Source organism: Ruegeria sp. AP11 (genome assembly GCF_056535865.1).
Window position 1 is genome coordinate 2,315,001 of record NZ_JBQFJB010000001.1, and the last position, 15,771, is coordinate 2,330,771.

The following is a 15,771-nucleotide window of genomic DNA, read 5'->3' on the forward strand; positions in this document are numbered from 1 at the left end:
ATCTATTTAGGTAGAGCGTCATCCGAATACCCCGGGGGGTAGAGCACTGGATGGGTAATGGGGCCCCACAGGCTTACTGATCCTAACCAAACTCCGAATACCCGGGAGTACTAGATGGCAGACACACTGCGGATGCTAACGTCCGTAGTGGAGAGGGAAACAACCCTGACCTACGACTAAGGCCCCCAATTCATGGCTAAGTGGGAAAGCAGGTGGGACGACCAAAACAACCAGGAGGTTGGCTTAGAAGCAGCCATCCTTTAAAGATAGCGTAACAGCTCACTGGTCTAAATAAGTTGTCCTGCGGCGAAGATGTAACGGGGCTCAAGCCATGAGCCGAAGTCTAGGGATGCGTAAGCATCGGTAGCAGAGCGTAGTGTGACATAGCACTTATCTTGTATTATCGCCGGTCATTTGGTGCGAGCAATCGCGCTCAAGTAGCCGAATAGGCGGTAGCGCAAGATAAAGTGCTTTCGATGAAGCCGGGGCGTGAGCCATCCGGTGGAGAGATCACTAGTGAGAATGATGACATGAGTAGCGACAAAGAGTGTGAGAGACACTCTCGCCGAAAGTCCAAGGGTTCCTGCTTAAAGCTAATCTGAGCAGGGTAAGCCGGCCCCTAAGCCGAGGCCGAAAGGCGTAGGCGATGGGAACTAGGTTAATATTCCTAGGCCAGGAGGATGTGACGGATCACAGGTGTAGTTCAATCTTATCGGATTGATTGGGCTGCTGAGTGGTTCCTGGAAATAGCCCTCCATCAGACCGTACCCTAAACCGACACAGGTGGACTGGTAGAGCATACCAAGGCGCTTGAGAGAACGATGTTGAAGGAACTCGGCAAAATACCTCCGTAAGTTCGCGAGAAGGAGGCCCGGTTCCTAGGCAACTAGGGGCTGGGGGCACAAACCAGGGGGTGGCGACTGTTTATTAAAAACACAGGGCTCTGCGAAGTCGCAAGACGACGTATAGGGTCTGACGCCTGCCCGGTGCCTGAAGGTTAAAAGGAGAGGTGAGAGCCTTGAATTGAAGCCCAGGTAAACGGCGGCCGTAACTATAACGGTCCTAAGGTAGCGAAATTCCTTGTCGGGTAAGTTCCGACCTGCACGAATGGCGTAACGACTTCCCCGCTGTCTCCAACATCGACTCAGCGAAATTGAATTGCCTGTCAAGATGCAGGCTTCCCGCGGTTAGACGGAAAGACCCCGTGCACCTTTACTACAGCTTCGCACTGGCATCAGGATTGTGATGTGCAGGATAGGTGGTAGGCTTTGAAGCAGGAACGCAAGTACCTGTGGAGCCTCCCTTGAGATACCACCCTTCGCACTCTTGATGTCTAACCGCGGTCCGTTATCCGGATCCGGGACCCTGCGTGGCGGGTAGTTTGACTGGGGCGGTCGCCTCCTAAAGCGTAACGGAGGCGCGCGAAGGTTGGCTCAGAGCGGTCGGAAATCGCTCGTTGAGTGCAATGGCAGAAGCCAGCCTGACTGCAAGACTGACAAGTCGAGCAGAGTCGAAAGACGGCCATAGTGATCCGGTGGTCCCGAGTGGAAGGGCCATCGCTCAACGGATAAAAGGTACGCCGGGGATAACAGGCTGATACTGCCCAAGAGTCCATATCGACGGCAGTGTTTGGCACCTCGATGTCGGCTCATCTCATCCTGGGGCTGGAGCAGGTCCCAAGGGTACGGCTGTTCGCCGTTTAAAGAGGTACGTGAGCTGGGTTTAGAACGTCGTGAGACAGTTCGGTCCCTATCTGCCGTGGGTGTAGGAGACTTGAGAGGAGTTGCCCCTAGTACGAGAGGACCGGGGTGAACGATCCACTGGTGGACCAGTTGTCGTGCCAACGGCAGTGCTGGGTAGCTATGATCGGACAGGATAACCGCTGAAGGCATCTAAGCGGGAAGCCCCCCTCAAAACAAGGTCTCCCTGAGGGCCGTGGAAGACCACCACGTCAATAGGCCGGAGATGTAAGCGCAGTAATGCGTTCAGTTGACCGGTACTAATCGCCCGATAGGCTTGATTTGATCCAGTAATGGAAAGACAAGACCAAAGCATACACCAACCTTGACAATGGATAACACTGATTGATGTGAAACCCCGTAAGGGGTGACATAACAACCGAGTGGCACCGCGCATTTGCATGCAAATACGCTGCCTGCCACCCGTCGCTTTTGCTCCGCAAAAGTCGACGTGGGGATTTTCCTCGGTTTGGTGGTCATAGCGCAAGTGAAACACCCGGTCCCATACCGAACCCGGAAGTTAAGCACTGCCGCGCCAATGGTACTTGGGCTTAAGCCCCGGGAGAGTAGGTCACCGCCAAACCTAGAAAAATCCCCAATCTCTCTAATACGATATCAAAATTACCGACCCTGGCCTCAAGCAGCGTAAGCGATAGGCCAACAATGGTCTCAAGTAGCCGAATAGGCGGTAGACCAACGCAAAGTGTCGCGGGATGGAGCAGCCCGGTAGCTCGTCAGGCTCATAACCTGAAGGTCGCAGGTTCAAATCCTGCTCCCGCAACCAATCTTCTAGGTCGGAAAACAAACACTTAGCCTCGCATCACGCGGGGCTTTTTGCGTTCTGAGCTTCCGCGCCCAGTGCTACACCAGCGCTACGCCAAAGAGCAAAGTTATTCTTTTGAAAGCATCATAAGCTAGTTGATCAGAGGCTATTTAGGGGTCGGATGCAACGCTTACGAACGTCGCTCCGCTGATCCCGTATTTGCGGCACAGCTCTTGCGCCTTCACGCCTGCCTCGTATTCCTTGATCATTCCGATGATCTGTTCGTTTGATAATCTGCGCTTCATGATCCATCCTTTTCTCGGACAGATTACTAACACCTCAATGGCCTGATTTCAGGGGGAAACGTCAGGCCTATCTGTTCGATCGTTGGAGAAGTTGGCAACCAGCGCAGTGTTGTGCCATGCTTGGGGAGGAGTGTGTTATGACATCCAAGATCGCAGGTCCCACACCGCCGGAAAAACTGTCACCGCAGCAGCGGGCCATGCCCGGTGTCAATAAAGTGACCTTTGCTGACATCAGCGCGTCACTGAAGGCCGGGTTCTCCGATTTTCTCGCGCATCCGTTCATGAGCGGTTTTTTCGGTCTGTTCTATGCGCTGTTCGGCATCCTGTTTGTCTGGTGCCTGGTCTGGCTTGGAAAGATCTGGATGATCATACCCGCCGCAGTGGGCTTTCCGCTGGTCGCGCCTTTTGCCGCTGCCGGGCTTTATGAAATGTCTCGACGGATGCAAAAGGGAGAGGGTTTTCGCTGGCCCGACATTCTGTCCGTCATGGCCCATCAACGTAAGCGTGAAATGGGCTGGATGGCCTTTGTCACGCTGTTCATTTTCTGGGTCTGGACCTATCAGATCAGGCTTTGGCTGGCGATCATCCTGCAGAACGCGTCCTTCTCGAATTTTGACGGCTTTGTGAATGCCGTATTCTTTACGCCGCAAGGTTGGGCTTTTCTGGCCGTCGGCACCTGTGTGGGTGCATTTCTGTCGGTGGTCTTGTTTTCGGTCACGGTTATAGCCATGCCCATGCTGCTTGATCGGGAAACCAATTTCGTTTCCGCCATGTTAACGTCCATTCGGGTCGTTACGGAAAACCCGCTAGTCATGCTTGCCTGGGCGGCGATTATTTCGATTACCATGCTATTGTCGCTGGTTCCGGCGTTTCTGGGTTTGATCTTTACTCTGCCGATCCTTGGGCACACTACATGGCATCTCTATCAACGAGCGGTGCCACCGCAGGACGAGCCCTTGAAGGGCTAGATGCCGTTCTTGATCCGCAGGCAGGTTCAGTGGGGCTGAAAATTCGTGTTTTTCGTGCCGTCCATGAGGTCAGTGCGAAAACTTACGTGACAGGGGTGGGATAGAGGCTTAGCAACGGTAAACCAGAGACCCAACAATCCGACGGCAAACATGGTTCAGGAAATCTGGCTGCACATCGGCACGGCCAAAAGCGGCACCACCGCGCTTCAACATTACTGCAATGAAAACACTGCCACGCTGGAAGACGCAGGGTTGCTGTATGTTACCGCCAAGGGACATTCGTCGGTCAACAAACTCGCCATTGCGATCAACAAGAACCGCTCGGAACAGTTGCGGGAGATATCTGAGCATGTGACCAGCGCAATCAAGGCGAGCGAAGCTGGAAAGGCTCTGATCTCATCCGAGATGCTGTTTGGCATGACCCCTTCAAGTATTTTGGATGCGCTTCCAGTGCTTGCGGATTATCCCTTGAATTTGCTGGTTTATTTTCGCCGGCAGGACCGCTACATCGAAAGCAAGTACCTGCAGAAAATGAAGAACGGCCGGTTTCGCGGCACGATCTGGGACTACATCGAAAAGTTTGATGGCTCTGGTTCGGATTACTATGCGGAACTGCAGCCGTGGTTCAATCTGGAGTGTGATATTCACTCCCGGATATGCGAGCGCGACAATCTGGTCGGGGGCTCGACCGTCACGGATGCCCTGTCCGTGATGGGGTTTGACGATCTGGCGCAGGTGGTGCCGGAAACCCGGGTCGAGAATACCTCGCCATCCCTTGGGCGCATTCAGTTGCTGCAGGCGCTGGCTGACGCCGGTCACCCCAAAATCCGCCAGATTCAAAGGGCTTTGCCGCCGGATCAGGCAGGAAAGGCGCGTGTGCTGACGCGGGCTGAGCGCTTGGATTACCTGAGCAAGTATCAGCAAAGCAACGAAGCCTTACGTCAGTCTTTCTTTCCGGCTTTGCCGCAATTGTTCACAACGGATGATCTGAAAGATGGCCCGGATCAGCTGTCCTCCGGCTATTCGCCGGAACAAATCGCCGAGATCAGGCAAATGTTTGAGCTGCTTGTGCGCGCGCGCAGCTAAGCGCGATAAAGCTCGGGCCGTCTGCCATCAGAATTGTTCAGAGAGCTTCTGGAAATGGCCACCGGTATCCTGGCTGTGGCCTATGGATCAATTCCACCCAATTGGGCACGTTGCCCGGATCGGCCGCACGCCCTCGGCGGCGGCCATTCCCATGGTTAGTTCACTAAACCTCATTCGGCTTGTCTAAGTAAGCAGGTTCCGAGCTCTCGGTTTCAACACGGTTTTGAGTGCCTATTTATGCCTGGCCTTGTTTATTAAGGTGTTCAGGTTGTTTGGCCTTACATTTCGCCGGTCTAAACTGGATCGCCCACTTACAAGCTTACAGGCAATCGGCGAGTGTTTTGGCCATATTGCGGATGACTTGCGGGTAAAGCGTAGAACCAGGCTCAAGGTCTGCTCCGAGCGGGTCGATAACTCCGGTCTTGGCGTCGGTTCCATCAAGCACGGTTTCTACGATGCCGGGGTTGAACTGCGGTTCGGTCAGGATGCAGTCGATGCCTTCTTCACGGATGCGGCCCTGTATCTCGGCGATGCGCGCCGGGCTCGGGTCGGAGGCGTCGCTGAGCGAAATCGCGCCCGAAGCCGGGAAGTCAAACGCGTCTTCGAAATACCGGTAGGCATCGTGGAAGACGACAAAGTTGCCACCGCGGACAGGTGCAAGCGTTTCGGCGACCTCAGCGGACAGCGCGGCCACTTCTCCCTTGGCGGTGGCGGCGTTTGCAAAGTAAGTACCTGCGTTGTCGGGGTCGGCGGAAGACAGCTGCGCCGCGATCAGGTCTAGCCAGATTTGGGCGTTTGCCGGAGATAACCAGGCGTGGGGGTCATTGTCTCCATGGGCGTGCCCCTCATGGCCATCATGGTCATCATGGTCGTCGTGCTTGGCGTGATCATGATCGTCGTCGTTATGCTCATCTGCATGATCGTGGCCATCGTCATGGTCGTGATCGTCATGCGCCCCATCTTCTGCGTGATCCTCATGGTCATCATGATCCTCGTGATCGTTATGCTCCTCATCCCCATGATCCTCGTGGTCATGCGCCTCGAACAGAGCATTTTCACGGAATTCGAGAAGATGCGTGTCATCCGCTTCAAGCAACGTTGTAACCGCTGCCCCATCAGCCAGCGTTTCGATGGCACCTTCCATCCAGGGGGTCAGGTCTTCTCCGATCCAGAAGACCAGATCAGCCTCTTGCAGGGCGGAGGCCTCCGATGGCCGCAGGTTGTATTCATGCGGTGAGGCGCCCGGCTGGATGATGAGGCTCGGGGTGCCGACGCCTTCCATGACACAGGATACAAGCGAATGAACCGGTGCGATGTCGGTTGCAACTTTTGGGACCTCTGCCATGGCCGTTCCACCCAATAGTGCAGCGGTGATCGATAGTGGAAGGAGCTTTCTGGACATCTGACTCTCTGTGTGATTGTATAACATTGCGAGTGGCATACATGATATGGAATAACATGACAAGTGAGGTGCGCCCCGTGCCGGCGGATGACATGGCCCCGGTTGGGTTTCAGAAACATAACCACGATAATTGTGTCGAAACCGCGCTGAGAACGGCCGAGGCGCAGTGTAAGGAAGAGGGGCTGCGTCTGACCCCGGTCCGGCGCAAGGTGCTTGAGATGTTGCTGCAGGAACATCGTGCACTTGGGGCCTACGCCATTCTTGATGGTCTGCGGGAAGAGGGTTTTGGCTCGCAACCGCCGGTCGCCTATCGTGCGCTGGATTTCCTTGTGCAAAACGGGTTTGTTCATAAAATCGAACGGCTGAATGCCTTTGTCGCCTGTTCTCATCCAGGGGCAGTGCATTCCCCGGCCTTCATGATTTGTAGAAAATGCGACGCTGTGGCCGAGGCGCAATCCGCTCCGGCGAAAGGTGTTTTGGGCGCTGCCGCGCGCGCGGCGGGTTTCGAGATTGAACGAACGGTAGTAGAAGCCGAGGGAATCTGCCCCGACTGCACCAAAAAGGCATAGGCATGAGCCTGATCTCGGTTGAAAATCTCAGCGTGCGCTATGGTGCCAACACCGTGTTGCGCCATGTGGATATCGTTATCGATCCCGGCGAGATCGTGACAATCGTTGGCCCCAACGGCTCGGGCAAGACCAGCCTGTTGCGGGCCATAATCGGTGCGACCAAACCCGCTGCCGGTCAGGTGTCTCTGAAGCCCGGGCTGAAGATCGGTTATGTTCCGCAGAAGCTGCACATCGATCCGACGCTGCCGATTTCTGTCGAACGGTTCATGCGGCTGACCCATCGCGTGTCGCGCAAGCAGTGTGCTGCGGTGCTTGAAACGGTGGGTGTGCCTGACCTTTTGAAACGCCAGATGTCGCAATTGTCCGGTGGCCAATTCCAGCGGGTCTTGCTGGCAAGGGCGTTGATCAACCGTCCTGATGTCCTGCTGCTGGACGAGGCGACCCAGGGGCTCGACCAGCCGGGTTCGGCGGCGTTTTACCGTCAAATCGAAGATGTGCGTCGCGAAACCGGCTGTGCCATACTGATGATCAGCCACGAGCTGCATGTTGTCATGAGCGCCTCGGACAGGGTGATCTGTCTGAACGGCCATGTCTGTTGCGAAGGCTCGCCCGCCGTTGTGGCCTCGGCCCCGGAATACCGCGCGCTGTTCGGAACGGGAACCGGAGGGGCGCTGGCGCTGTATCGCCACGATCATGACCATGATCACGACCACTGTGACCACACTCAGGAAGCTGCAGAATAATGCTTGATGATTTCATGACCCGTGCGACGCTTGCGGGCGTCGGTGTTGCTTTTGCAGCCGCACCTTTGGGGTGTTTCGTGGTGTGGCGCCGGATGGCCTATTTCGGTGACGCCACAGCGCATGCAGCGATCCTTGGTGTCGCACTGTCGCTGACGTTTCAGATGTCGGTTTTTACCGGCGCGTTGGCCGTTGCGCTGGTGATGGCTTTGACCGTGACTCTGTTGTCGGACCGAGGTTATGCCATGGATACGTTGCTGGGGGTTCTGGCGCATTCGGCGCTTGCCTTCGGTCTGGTCGCGGTGTCGTTTCTGTCGGGTGTTCGCATTGACCTGATGGCCTATCTTTTTGGCGATATTCTTGCGGTTTCACGCACGGACTTGTTGGTGATCTGGGCAGGTGCGGCGCTTGTGGTTGCGCTGATAGCATGGCGATGGTCCCAGCTTTTGACTGCGACGCTGAACGAAGAACTGGCCTATGCCAGTGGGTTCGATCCCAAGCGCGAACAGTTGATTCTGACGCTCGCGCTGGCGGTGACTGTTGCGGTGGCGATCAAGGTTGTGGGCGTTCTGCTGATCGCGGCGATGCTGATCATCCCGGCGGCTGCCGCGCGCAGTCTGGCGCGGTCGCCGGAAACCATGGCCCTGATCGCGGCGGCTATCGGTGCGTTTTCTGCCGTGGCGGGGTTGCGCGCCGCCTATGTGTTTGACACCCCGGCAGGGCCTTCGATCGTCTGTGTGGCAGCTATTTCCTTTGCCTGCTTCAGCCTTCTCGGCTGGCAGAGCCGACGCGGCGCATAGCGCCTGGCGCCGTTCTATTTCAGCGCACGCGCAAGGAAAGCTTCGGTCGCATCTTGCGACGGCGCATCGAACAGCACCTCGGGCGGACCTTCTTCGATGATGCGACCGCCATCCAGAAAACAGACCTTGTCTGCCGCTTCGCGGGCAAAGCCCATTTCGTGGGTCGCCATCACCATCGTCATGCCCTGCCGTTTGAGCATCAGCAAAACGTCCAGCACTTCGCCCACAAGCTGCGGATCCAGCGCCGAGGTGATTTCGTCAAACAACATGACCTCGGGCTTCATGGCCAGCGCGCGGACGATGGCAACCCGCTGCTGTTGCCCGCCAGACAGCTGGTCGGGATAGTTCTGCATCCGGTCTGCCAGCCCAAACCGGGTGAACAGGGCCTCGATCTCGGGCTGCAGCTCGGCGCGGGTCAGGCCGCGCACCCGGCGGGGGGCGAGCAGCACGTTTTCCAGCGCAGTCATATGCGGAAAGAGGTTGAAGCTCTGAAAGACAATCCCGATGCGGGCGCGCACTGATTGTGGGTTCAGTCCGGGGACCGAGATATCCTCGCCATCCAGAAAGATTTCGCCGTCTTCTATGGGCTCCAGCAGGTTGATGCAGCGCAGCAGGGTGGATTTGCCGGACCCGGACGCGCCGATCAGACAAACCATCTGGCCCTCTTCAACGCTCAAGTCGATGCCGTCGCAAACAGTACGTTCGCCAAAGCGTTTGACCACGCCGCTCAGTTCCAGTTTCGGCATCAGCGTCTCTCTCGCATCTGGCGGGCCATCAGGTGATCGGCATAACGCGTGGCCGGGATTGTCACGATCAGAAAGATTATCGCTGCACCCACATAGGGCGTGAAATTGGCAAGAAGGGATTTGAACACCCCGGCCTGACGGAAAATCTCGACCGGGCCGATGAAGCTGAGCAGCGATACGTCCTTTTGCAGCGCAATCAGCATGTTCATTTGCGAGGGCACCACGTTGCGGATCGCCTGCGGTAGCACCACATCCCGCATCACCTGCCGTCCCGACAGGCCCAGTGATAGGGCGGCGGCGCGCTGGCTGTGGTGGACGCTGTCGATGCCAGAGCGGAAGATTTCAGCCACATAGGCCGAATAGGTTAGGATCAGCGCCAGCGAACCCCAGATATACGGCGAGTTCCACGGGCGCGGCAGGCCCAGACCGGGGATGCCGAAACCAATCAGGTAAACAGTCAGGATGACTGGCACACCGCGAAAGATATCGGTGAAGGCAGCGCCAAAGATGCGCAGCGGAAACAGCGCGGGTGATTTGGCATCCCGCGCCAAGGCAATCAGCAGACCGAGAATGGCGATGGCTGGCGCCGACCAGGCAAAGATCATCACGTTGATCCGAAACGCCTCAAGCAGTTTCGGGAAGGTTTTGACCAGTGTATCGCCGTTGAAAAAGCTTTGCTGAACCTTGGACCAACCGGGGGCCAGCGGTACCAGAAAGTAGATCGCCGCCAGAACGGTGACCGTACTTAGCGTCGCGATCACAAGGGAACGGCGACGCTGTTGCGCCTCATAGCGTTCGCGGCGGGTCATCCCGCCCGCCTTTTGATTGCTCATGTTATTTGATCAGGGGCACGCCGGTTGAATCCTGCAGCCATTTGGCCTCGATCTCGGCCAGTTTGCCGCTTTCGGCCATCGCTGCCAGCGCTTCGTCGATGCAGGTTTTCAAGGGGTTGCCTTCTTCCATCAGCATTCCGAACTGATCGGGATTGTCGCTCTCGTCCGCCGGAAACTGCCCGATGACCTTCGAGCCCTCGATCATCACCGCGCTGAGGAACAGGGCTGTCGGCAGGTCGAACAAGGCTGCGTCGATCTGGTTCGCCGTCATCGCCGCATTCACATCCGCGTTGTCGCCGTAAAGCAAGGGATCGCTGTCCGGCTGGATGATGCTGGCCAGCTTGGGAACCGCTGTGGTCGAACCTACGGCACCCCATTGCAACCCTTTCAGCGCCTCAAGCGTCGGGGCGGTGTCGGTAGCGTTCGGGCTGACCAGAACCGCCATGGGTGCTGTGTAATAGGGGGCTGAGAAATCCACGACCTGATCGCGCTCGGGCGTGATCGAATATTGCTGCATGTTGACGTCGAATTCTTTGGCGCCCGGCTGGATCGCCTCGTCAAACGACGATCGGACCCACACGACATCTTCGGCAGCAAAACCCATTTCTTCGGCCAGGGCGTATGCGACGGCGGCCTCGAACCCTTCACCGGATTCGGGGGCGTCATCGATCACCCACGGGTAATAGGCCGGATTGCCCGTCGCGATGGTAAACTTGCCGTCCGTCAGGGTCTTGCCAGCGGCGCATTGTTCCTGCGCAAAGGCTGCTGTTGAAAGCAACAGAACCGAACTTGCCGCAATCGAGAGTGTCCTGGACATCTGATACAAACCTCCTGTTGGAATATGTTGCGGCTACGGTAGTTCTGCCCACTCTGACTGTCCAGCATATGGTGACCGGCAGGATTTACGGCCAAAAAAGAAACCCGCCAGCATCTGACGGGTTTCCTTGGTTTCAGTAGTTGTCCAGAGGCCGGATCAGCCGAAGACACGCCCCAGCGCGCCGTCAACGGCATCAGTGATCTGGTCGATGTCATCCGCCGTTGCGATCAGCGCGGGCGAGAAACACAGCGTGTTGTTGCGGCTGGGGATCGAGCGGTTGGTGACACCGATGATGACGCCCTGTGCCATGCAGTCTGCAACAACCGCCTGCGCCAGCTTCTCGTCCACCGGCTCTTTCGAGCCGCGATCCGCAACCAGTTCGGCGCCCAGGAACAGGCCCTTGCCGCGCACGTCGCCGATAACCTTGTGTTTTTCCATCAGCGCCTGCAGGTTGCCCATCATGCGGTCACCCATGTCTGCACAGTTCTGCAGCAGGTTTTCGTCCTGAATGATGCGCATGTTCTCGACAGCCGCCGCCGGACCGGCGGTGCAGCCGCCAAAGGTCGAGATATCGCGGAAATAGCTCATCGGGTCCGAAGCATCGTCCTTGAACATGTCAAAGACTTCTTCGGTGGTAACCATGCAGGCAATCGCCGCATAGCCCGAGGCAACGCCTTTGGCCATGGTCACGAAGTCGGGCTTGATGCCGTATTGCTGGTAACCGAACCATGTGCCGGTGCGGCCAACACCGCAGACCACTTCGTCGATATGCAGCAGCACGTCGTATTTCTTGCAGATCTCCTGCACGCGCGGCCAATAGCCTTCGGGCGCTTCGATAACGCCGCCACCTGCGGTCACAGGCTCAAGGCACAGGGCGCCCACAGTGTCGGGGCCTTCGCGCAGGATCACTTCTTCGATCTGGTTCGCAGCCCATTCGCCGAAGTTCTCTTCGGGGGCGCCGTCCAGTTCGTGCTTGCGGTATTCCATGCAATGCGGAACACGCACGAAGTCAGGCGCAAATGGGCCATACTGCGCAGTGCGCTCGTCCTGACCGCCTGCCGACATCGTTGCCAGGGTCGAGCCGTGATAGTCGCGGTCGCGATACAGGATCTTGGTCTTCTTGCCGCCGTATTTCTTGTGGGCGATCTGGCGGACCATCTTGAAGGCTTTCTCGTTCGCCTCGCTGCCGGAGTTGGTGTAATACACGCGGCTCATGCCGGGCATCTTGTCGATCAGCATTTCGGCAAAAATCGAACCGGGGATCGAGCCTGCGGTGTTGGCGAAGTAGCACAGCTTCATCAGCTGGTCATAGACGGCCTTGCAGATGGATTCGCGGCCATAGCCTACGTTCACCGTCCAGACCCCGCCCGAGACGGCATCCAGATGCTCTTTGCCCTTCTGATCCCAAACGCGCATCCCTTTGCCTTCGACAATGATGCGGGGATCATTGGTTTCAAACGGCTTGTGCTGGATCAGGTGATGCCAGATGTGGGCGCGGTCGGCTTCGACCACACGGGAAAGATCGTTTTCGTTGAACGTGCCGTCCATGACATGTCCTTTCAAGGTAAGGCGCACGGGAATCAGGATACCCCTGCGGGCGCAAAGTGACGTGATACTGCAGATCAACGCGAATGAGACGCGCGAAGTAGGGCCAGATTAGCCCATCGGATATCTCCAGTGTACCAGATTCGCGTATTAATACGGGTTTGTATCGGCGTAAGTTCCGTGCTCAATACGCCAATCTGTCGAGTTTGGGAGGATCGCCGGATGACAGCCGAAACAATCTACCAGCAGCATCTGGACAAAACCCCTGCGAATTTCACGCCCTTGTCCCCGCTCAGCTATCTTGAGCGGACGGCGAAGGTCTATCCGGATTATCCGTCCGTTGTGTATGGCGCGCGCCGGTTCACCTGGGCCGAAACCTATGCACGGTGTCGACGTCTGGCCAGCGCGCTGGCCGCGCGTGGGGTAGGGGCGGGTGATACGGTCTCGATCATTGCGGCCAACATCCCCGAACACTACGAGGCGCATTTCGGTGCGCCCATGGCAGGCGCGGTGCTGAACGCGATCAACACGCGGCTGGATGCGCCGATCATCGCCTTCATTCTGAACCATGCCGAAGCCAAGGTCCTGCTGGTTGATCCCGAATTCTCGGGCGTCGTGAAACAGGCGCTGGAGCAGGTGGATCACGACATTCTGGTGGTCGATATCGAAGATGCCAGTTTTGAGGGCGGCGAACGGTTGGGTGATCTGACCTACGAGGGTCTGCTGGCCGAGGGTGATCCGGACTTCGACTGGTCTCTGCCCGCCGATGAATGGGATGCGATCACGCTGAACTATACTTCGGGCACCACGGGCAACCCCAAGGGCGTGGTCTATCACCATCGCGGTGCGGCGCTGAACGCGACCTCGAACATTCTGACATGGGGGATGCCGCAGCATTCGGTCTATCTGTGGACCCTGCCGATGTTTCACTGCAATGGCTGGTGTTTCCCATGGACGATGGCAGCCAATGCGGGCACTTCGGTTTGTCTGCGCGCAGTCCGTGACGAGCCGATCTATCGCGCCTTCCGCGAAGAGGGCGTGACCCATTTCTGTGGCGCGCCGATTGTACTGAACATGCTGGCCAACGCACCAGATCATCTCAAGGACTTCGACCAGCAGATCAAGGTGATGACCGCAGGTGCCCCGCCGCCTGCCAAAGTGATCGAAGCGATGGAGGGGATGGGCGTCGAGGTGACCCATGTCTACGGCCTGACCGAGACCTATGGCCCGTCTGTCGTCTGCGCATGGAAGGATGAATGGAACGACAAGGGGGCCGAAGACCGGGCCGCGCTGAAAGTGCGGCAAGGGGTGAAATACGTGGCTCTGTCCGGGCTGATGGTCGCCGATCCCGAGACGCTGGAGCCCGTGCCCTCGGACGGCGAAACCATGGGCGAGATCTTCATGCAAGGCAATATCGTCATGAAGGGCTATCTGAAGAACGCCGAGGCCACCGACAAAGCGTTCAAGGGCGGCTGGTTTGCCTCGGGCGATCTGGGGGTGATGCATCCGGACGGCTATATTGCACTGAAGGATCGATCCAAGGACATCATCATTTCGGGGGGCGAGAATATCTCATCGGTCGAGGTCGAGGATGTCCTGTACAAACACCCGGCTGTGATGGAGGCTGCGGTGGTTGCGCGCCCGGATGACAAATGGGGCGAAACCCCTTGTGCCTTTGTCGAGCTGAAACCTCAGGCACAAGCGACCGAGGCCGAGGTGATCGCCTTTTGCCGCGATAATATGGCCCATTTCAAAGCGCCCAAGACGGTCGTCTTCGGAGCGCTTCCCAAAACCTCGACGGGGAAGATTCAGAAGTTCATCCTGCGCGATCGGGCGCGTGATCTGGGTTAGTCGAATATCGACAGGTCCAGCTCCAGCATCTCGCCCATCCATACCGCGCGATCCCGGTGATCGGTCAGATGGTCTCCGGTTTCCGGGTGGGTGAAAATGGTCAGCCCTTGACGGTTCAGGATCAGCCAGGGAAAGACCTGATCGAAGGCTTCGGCGGGAAAGCCAAGCTGGCAACTCCAGCGCGGGTGGGGGCCGACATTGCGGGCGTGCATGCGGCCCATCTGCACGGCAGGAAACAGCCGCGCGGCCTCTTCGCAGACCTGTTGGGCGGTGTCTTGCGTGTCTGCGTTGAAATAGACATGGGCGTGATAGCCGGTGATCTCGGGCATGGGTGTCTCCGTATGTCGATACCTCGCAACCTAAGCGCCGCCCGAGGGTTTTGGCACCCGCGCCGACACACACACCCTGTGCGTCAGGTCAGATCGGTGCATGCCTGTCGGGATGGGCGGCGGCAAAGGCCGGATGCTCGGCGCAGACGGCCTCGACCGCCAGCAGACGCGGCATGTCTGACAGATCGACCTCCCAGCGGCGGGCATTGTAAAGCTGCGGGATCAGGCAGATATCGGCCAAACCGGGGGTGTCGCCGGTACAGAACGGGCTTTGTTCGAAACCGTCCAGCAACCTTTCAAACGCAAGCAGCCCGGGTCGAATGAAATGGCGCATCCAATCGCCGGGCATGTCGCCCGCTCCTGCGCAGAGCTGTGTGGCGTGGCGCGCCACCGATAGATTGCAAACCGGGTGGATATCCACAGCGATGCTATGTGCCAGCGCCCGCGCCGCCGCCCGGCGGGCAAGATCAGCTGGCAGCAGACCCATCTGGCGGGTCTCGTCCAGATAATCGAGAATCGCCAGTGATTGCGTCAACCGCAGCCCGTCGATGTCGAGCACCGGCACCAGACCCTGCGGGTTGCGCGCCAGATGCTCTGGCGCACGATGCGCACCCCCAACCAGATCGATCACCACCGGGCGATAGGTGATCCCCGCCAGGTTCAGCGCGATCCGCAGCCGATAGCTGGCCGACGAGCGCCAGTAATCATACAGAACCACTTCGGACATGCAGGTATCAGCCTTTGCTCAATTCTTTCGCATGCAGCCAGTCGGCATGTTGGGGGGCTTTCTTGGTGCGCGACCATTCTTCCAGCATGTCCCATTTCACCGCATCCAGCCGGGACAGCATGGCCTCTTCCTCGGGGTCGGGGCAAGCCAGTTCGACACGGTGACCATTGGGGTCGAAGAAATAGATCGAGTGAAAGATCGAATGATCGGTCACGCCCAGAACCTCGACCCCGTTGGCCTCAAGATGGTCCTTGAACGCAATCAGTTCGTCCCGGTCCTTTACCTTGAAAGCGATATGCTGCACCCATTTGGGGGTGTTCGGATCGCGACCCATTTCGGGCTTGGTCGGCAATTCGAAAAACGCCAGAACATTGCCGTTCCCGGCATCCAGAAACAGGTGCATGTAAGGATCGGGTTCATGGGTCGAGGGCACATGGTCTTCGGCAATCGCCAGAATGAAATCCATGTTCAGCATCTTGCCGTACCATTCAACGGTCTCTTTCGCATCCTTGCAGCGATAGGCGACGTGGTGAATCTGTTCGATTTTCATT

Annotated in this window: 14 protein-coding genes, 1 tRNA gene, 2 rRNA genes and 1 pseudogene (1 of these 18 cut by a window edge); 9 read left to right on the top strand and 9 right to left on the bottom strand. The window is 57.7% G+C overall.

Annotated features, from left to right (window positions below):
* From ACR3E4_RS11625 to ACR3E4_RS11635, 3 genes are all read left to right on the top strand, one after another.
* Positions 1-2,024 (top strand): 23S ribosomal RNA (locus ACR3E4_RS11625); it begins 841 nt to the left of the window's first position.
* A 183-nt stretch (positions 2,025-2,207) separates the two neighbouring features.
* Positions 2,208-2,322, top strand: a 5S ribosomal RNA gene (rrf, locus tag ACR3E4_RS11630).
* A gap of 124 nt (positions 2,323-2,446) precedes the next feature.
* Positions 2,447-2,523 (top strand) — tRNA-Met (locus ACR3E4_RS11635).
* A gap of 173 nt (positions 2,524-2,696) precedes the next feature.
* Here the strand turns inward: ACR3E4_RS11635 and ACR3E4_RS11640 are convergent.
* Positions 2,697-2,807 (bottom strand): annotated as a pseudogene (locus tag ACR3E4_RS11640) (transposase); the annotation flags it as partial.
* Between the two features lie 137 nt (positions 2,808-2,944).
* Here ACR3E4_RS11640 and ACR3E4_RS11645 point away from each other — a divergent pair.
* Positions 2,945-3,775: a DUF2189 domain-containing protein gene (locus tag ACR3E4_RS11645; RefSeq protein WP_480530575.1), complete on the top strand. Its 831-nt coding sequence runs from the start codon at positions 2,945-2,947 to the stop codon at positions 3,773-3,775.
* Between the two features lie 150 nt (positions 3,776-3,925).
* Positions 3,926-4,861, top strand: coding sequence for a hypothetical protein (locus tag ACR3E4_RS11650; RefSeq protein WP_480530573.1), 936 nt, complete (start codon positions 3,926-3,928; stop codon positions 4,859-4,861).
* A 319-nt stretch (positions 4,862-5,180) separates the two neighbouring features.
* Here ACR3E4_RS11650 and ACR3E4_RS11655 read toward each other — a convergent pair whose 3' ends face one another.
* The gene (locus ACR3E4_RS11655) at positions 5,181-6,263 is read right to left on the bottom strand and encodes a zinc ABC transporter substrate-binding protein (protein ID WP_480530571.1); all 1,083 of its coding nucleotides are present in this window, start codon (positions 6,261-6,263) and stop codon (positions 5,181-5,183) included.
* Between the two features lie 56 nt (positions 6,264-6,319).
* On the opposite strand from ACR3E4_RS11655, the gene ACR3E4_RS11660 reads away from it, so the two are divergent.
* Genes ACR3E4_RS11660 through ACR3E4_RS11670 form a run of 3 tightly spaced genes read left to right on the top strand, consistent with a single transcriptional unit; the run spans position 6,320 to position 8,372 of the window.
* Positions 6,320-6,832, top strand: a complete 513-nt coding sequence (locus ACR3E4_RS11660; RefSeq protein WP_480530569.1) for a Fur family transcriptional regulator — start codon at positions 6,320-6,322, stop codon at positions 6,830-6,832.
* 2 nt (positions 6,833-6,834) lie between these two features.
* The gene (locus ACR3E4_RS11665) at positions 6,835-7,575 is read left to right on the top strand and encodes a metal ABC transporter ATP-binding protein (RefSeq protein WP_480530567.1); all 741 of its coding nucleotides are present in this window, start codon (positions 6,835-6,837) and stop codon (positions 7,573-7,575) included.
* A complete protein-coding gene (locus tag ACR3E4_RS11670) occupies positions 7,575-8,372 on the top strand; it encodes an iron chelate uptake ABC transporter family permease subunit (RefSeq protein WP_480530565.1) in 798 nt (265 codons plus the stop codon). The genes ACR3E4_RS11665 and ACR3E4_RS11670 overlap by 1 nt, the downstream gene beginning before the upstream one ends.
* 14 nt (positions 8,373-8,386) lie before the next feature.
* On the opposite strand, the gene ACR3E4_RS11675 is transcribed toward ACR3E4_RS11670, so the two are convergent.
* From ACR3E4_RS11675 to ACR3E4_RS11690, 4 genes are all read right to left on the bottom strand, one after another.
* Positions 8,387-9,118 carry an amino acid ABC transporter ATP-binding protein gene (locus ACR3E4_RS11675; protein WP_480530563.1) on the bottom strand — a complete coding sequence of 244 codons (732 nt, stop codon included), beginning with the start codon at positions 9,116-9,118 and terminating at the stop codon, positions 8,387-8,389.
* Positions 9,118-9,951, bottom strand: coding sequence for an amino acid ABC transporter permease (locus tag ACR3E4_RS11680; RefSeq protein ID WP_480530561.1), 834 nt, complete (start codon positions 9,949-9,951; stop codon positions 9,118-9,120). Before ACR3E4_RS11680 ends, ACR3E4_RS11675 begins: the two co-directional genes overlap by 1 nt.
* 1 nt (position 9,952) lies before the next feature.
* Entirely contained in the window at positions 9,953-10,768 is an 816-nt protein-coding gene (locus ACR3E4_RS11685; protein ID WP_480530559.1) for an ABC transporter substrate-binding protein, read from the bottom strand.
* A 156-nt stretch (positions 10,769-10,924) separates the two neighbouring features.
* Positions 10,925-12,316, bottom strand: coding sequence for an aminotransferase family protein (locus ACR3E4_RS11690; protein WP_480530557.1), 1,392 nt, complete (start codon positions 12,314-12,316; stop codon positions 10,925-10,927).
* 219 nt (positions 12,317-12,535) lie between these two features.
* On the opposite strand from ACR3E4_RS11690, the gene ACR3E4_RS11695 reads away from it, so the two are divergent.
* Positions 12,536-14,164, top strand: coding sequence for an acyl-CoA synthetase (locus ACR3E4_RS11695; protein WP_480530555.1), 1,629 nt, complete (start codon positions 12,536-12,538; stop codon positions 14,162-14,164).
* Here the strand turns inward: ACR3E4_RS11695 and ACR3E4_RS11700 are convergent.
* From ACR3E4_RS11700 to ACR3E4_RS11710, 3 genes are all read right to left on the bottom strand, one after another.
* Positions 14,161-14,493, bottom strand: coding sequence for a DOPA 4,5-dioxygenase family protein (locus ACR3E4_RS11700; RefSeq protein WP_480530553.1), 333 nt, complete (start codon positions 14,491-14,493; stop codon positions 14,161-14,163). The genes ACR3E4_RS11695 and ACR3E4_RS11700 overlap by 4 nt on opposite strands.
* An 88-nt stretch (positions 14,494-14,581) precedes the next feature.
* The gene (gene maiA / locus ACR3E4_RS11705) at positions 14,582-15,220 is read right to left on the bottom strand and encodes a maleylacetoacetate isomerase (RefSeq protein WP_480530551.1); all 639 of its coding nucleotides are present in this window, start codon (positions 15,218-15,220) and stop codon (positions 14,582-14,584) included.
* A 7-nt stretch (positions 15,221-15,227) separates the two neighbouring features.
* Positions 15,228-15,770, bottom strand: coding sequence for a VOC family protein (locus tag ACR3E4_RS11710; protein ID WP_480530549.1), 543 nt, complete (start codon positions 15,768-15,770; stop codon positions 15,228-15,230).
* Position 15,771: the final 1 nt, after the last annotated feature.

Coding starts and splice junctions, on each gene's coding strand:
- ACR3E4_RS11645 (WP_480530575.1), top strand. CDS start 2,945: ATGACATCCAAGATCGCAGGTCCCACACCGCCGGAAAAACTGTCACCG.
- ACR3E4_RS11650 (WP_480530573.1), top strand. CDS start 3,926: ATGGTTCAGGAAATCTGGCTGCACATCGGCACGGCCAAAAGCGGCACC.
- ACR3E4_RS11655 (WP_480530571.1), bottom strand. CDS start 6,263: ATGTCCAGAAAGCTCCTTCCACTATCGATCACCGCTGCACTATTGGGT.
- ACR3E4_RS11660 (WP_480530569.1), top strand. CDS start 6,320: ATGACAAGTGAGGTGCGCCCCGTGCCGGCGGATGACATGGCCCCGGTT.
- ACR3E4_RS11665 (WP_480530567.1), top strand. CDS start 6,835: ATGAGCCTGATCTCGGTTGAAAATCTCAGCGTGCGCTATGGTGCCAAC.
- ACR3E4_RS11670 (WP_480530565.1), top strand. CDS start 7,575: ATGCTTGATGATTTCATGACCCGTGCGACGCTTGCGGGCGTCGGTGTT.
- ACR3E4_RS11675 (WP_480530563.1), bottom strand. CDS start 9,118: ATGCCGAAACTGGAACTGAGCGGCGTGGTCAAACGCTTTGGCGAACGT.
- ACR3E4_RS11680 (WP_480530561.1), bottom strand. CDS start 9,951: ATGAGCAATCAAAAGGCGGGCGGGATGACCCGCCGCGAACGCTATGAG.
- ACR3E4_RS11685 (WP_480530559.1), bottom strand. CDS start 10,768: ATGTCCAGGACACTCTCGATTGCGGCAAGTTCGGTTCTGTTGCTTTCA.
- ACR3E4_RS11690 (WP_480530557.1), bottom strand. CDS start 12,316: ATGGACGGCACGTTCAACGAAAACGATCTTTCCCGTGTGGTCGAAGCC.
- ACR3E4_RS11695 (WP_480530555.1), top strand. CDS start 12,536: ATGACAGCCGAAACAATCTACCAGCAGCATCTGGACAAAACCCCTGCG.
- ACR3E4_RS11700 (WP_480530553.1), bottom strand. CDS start 14,493: ATGCCCGAGATCACCGGCTATCACGCCCATGTCTATTTCAACGCAGAC.
- maiA (WP_480530551.1), bottom strand. CDS start 15,220: ATGTCCGAAGTGGTTCTGTATGATTACTGGCGCTCGTCGGCCAGCTAT.
- ACR3E4_RS11710 (WP_480530549.1), bottom strand. CDS start 15,770: ATGAAAATCGAACAGATTCACCACGTCGCCTATCGCTGCAAGGATGCG.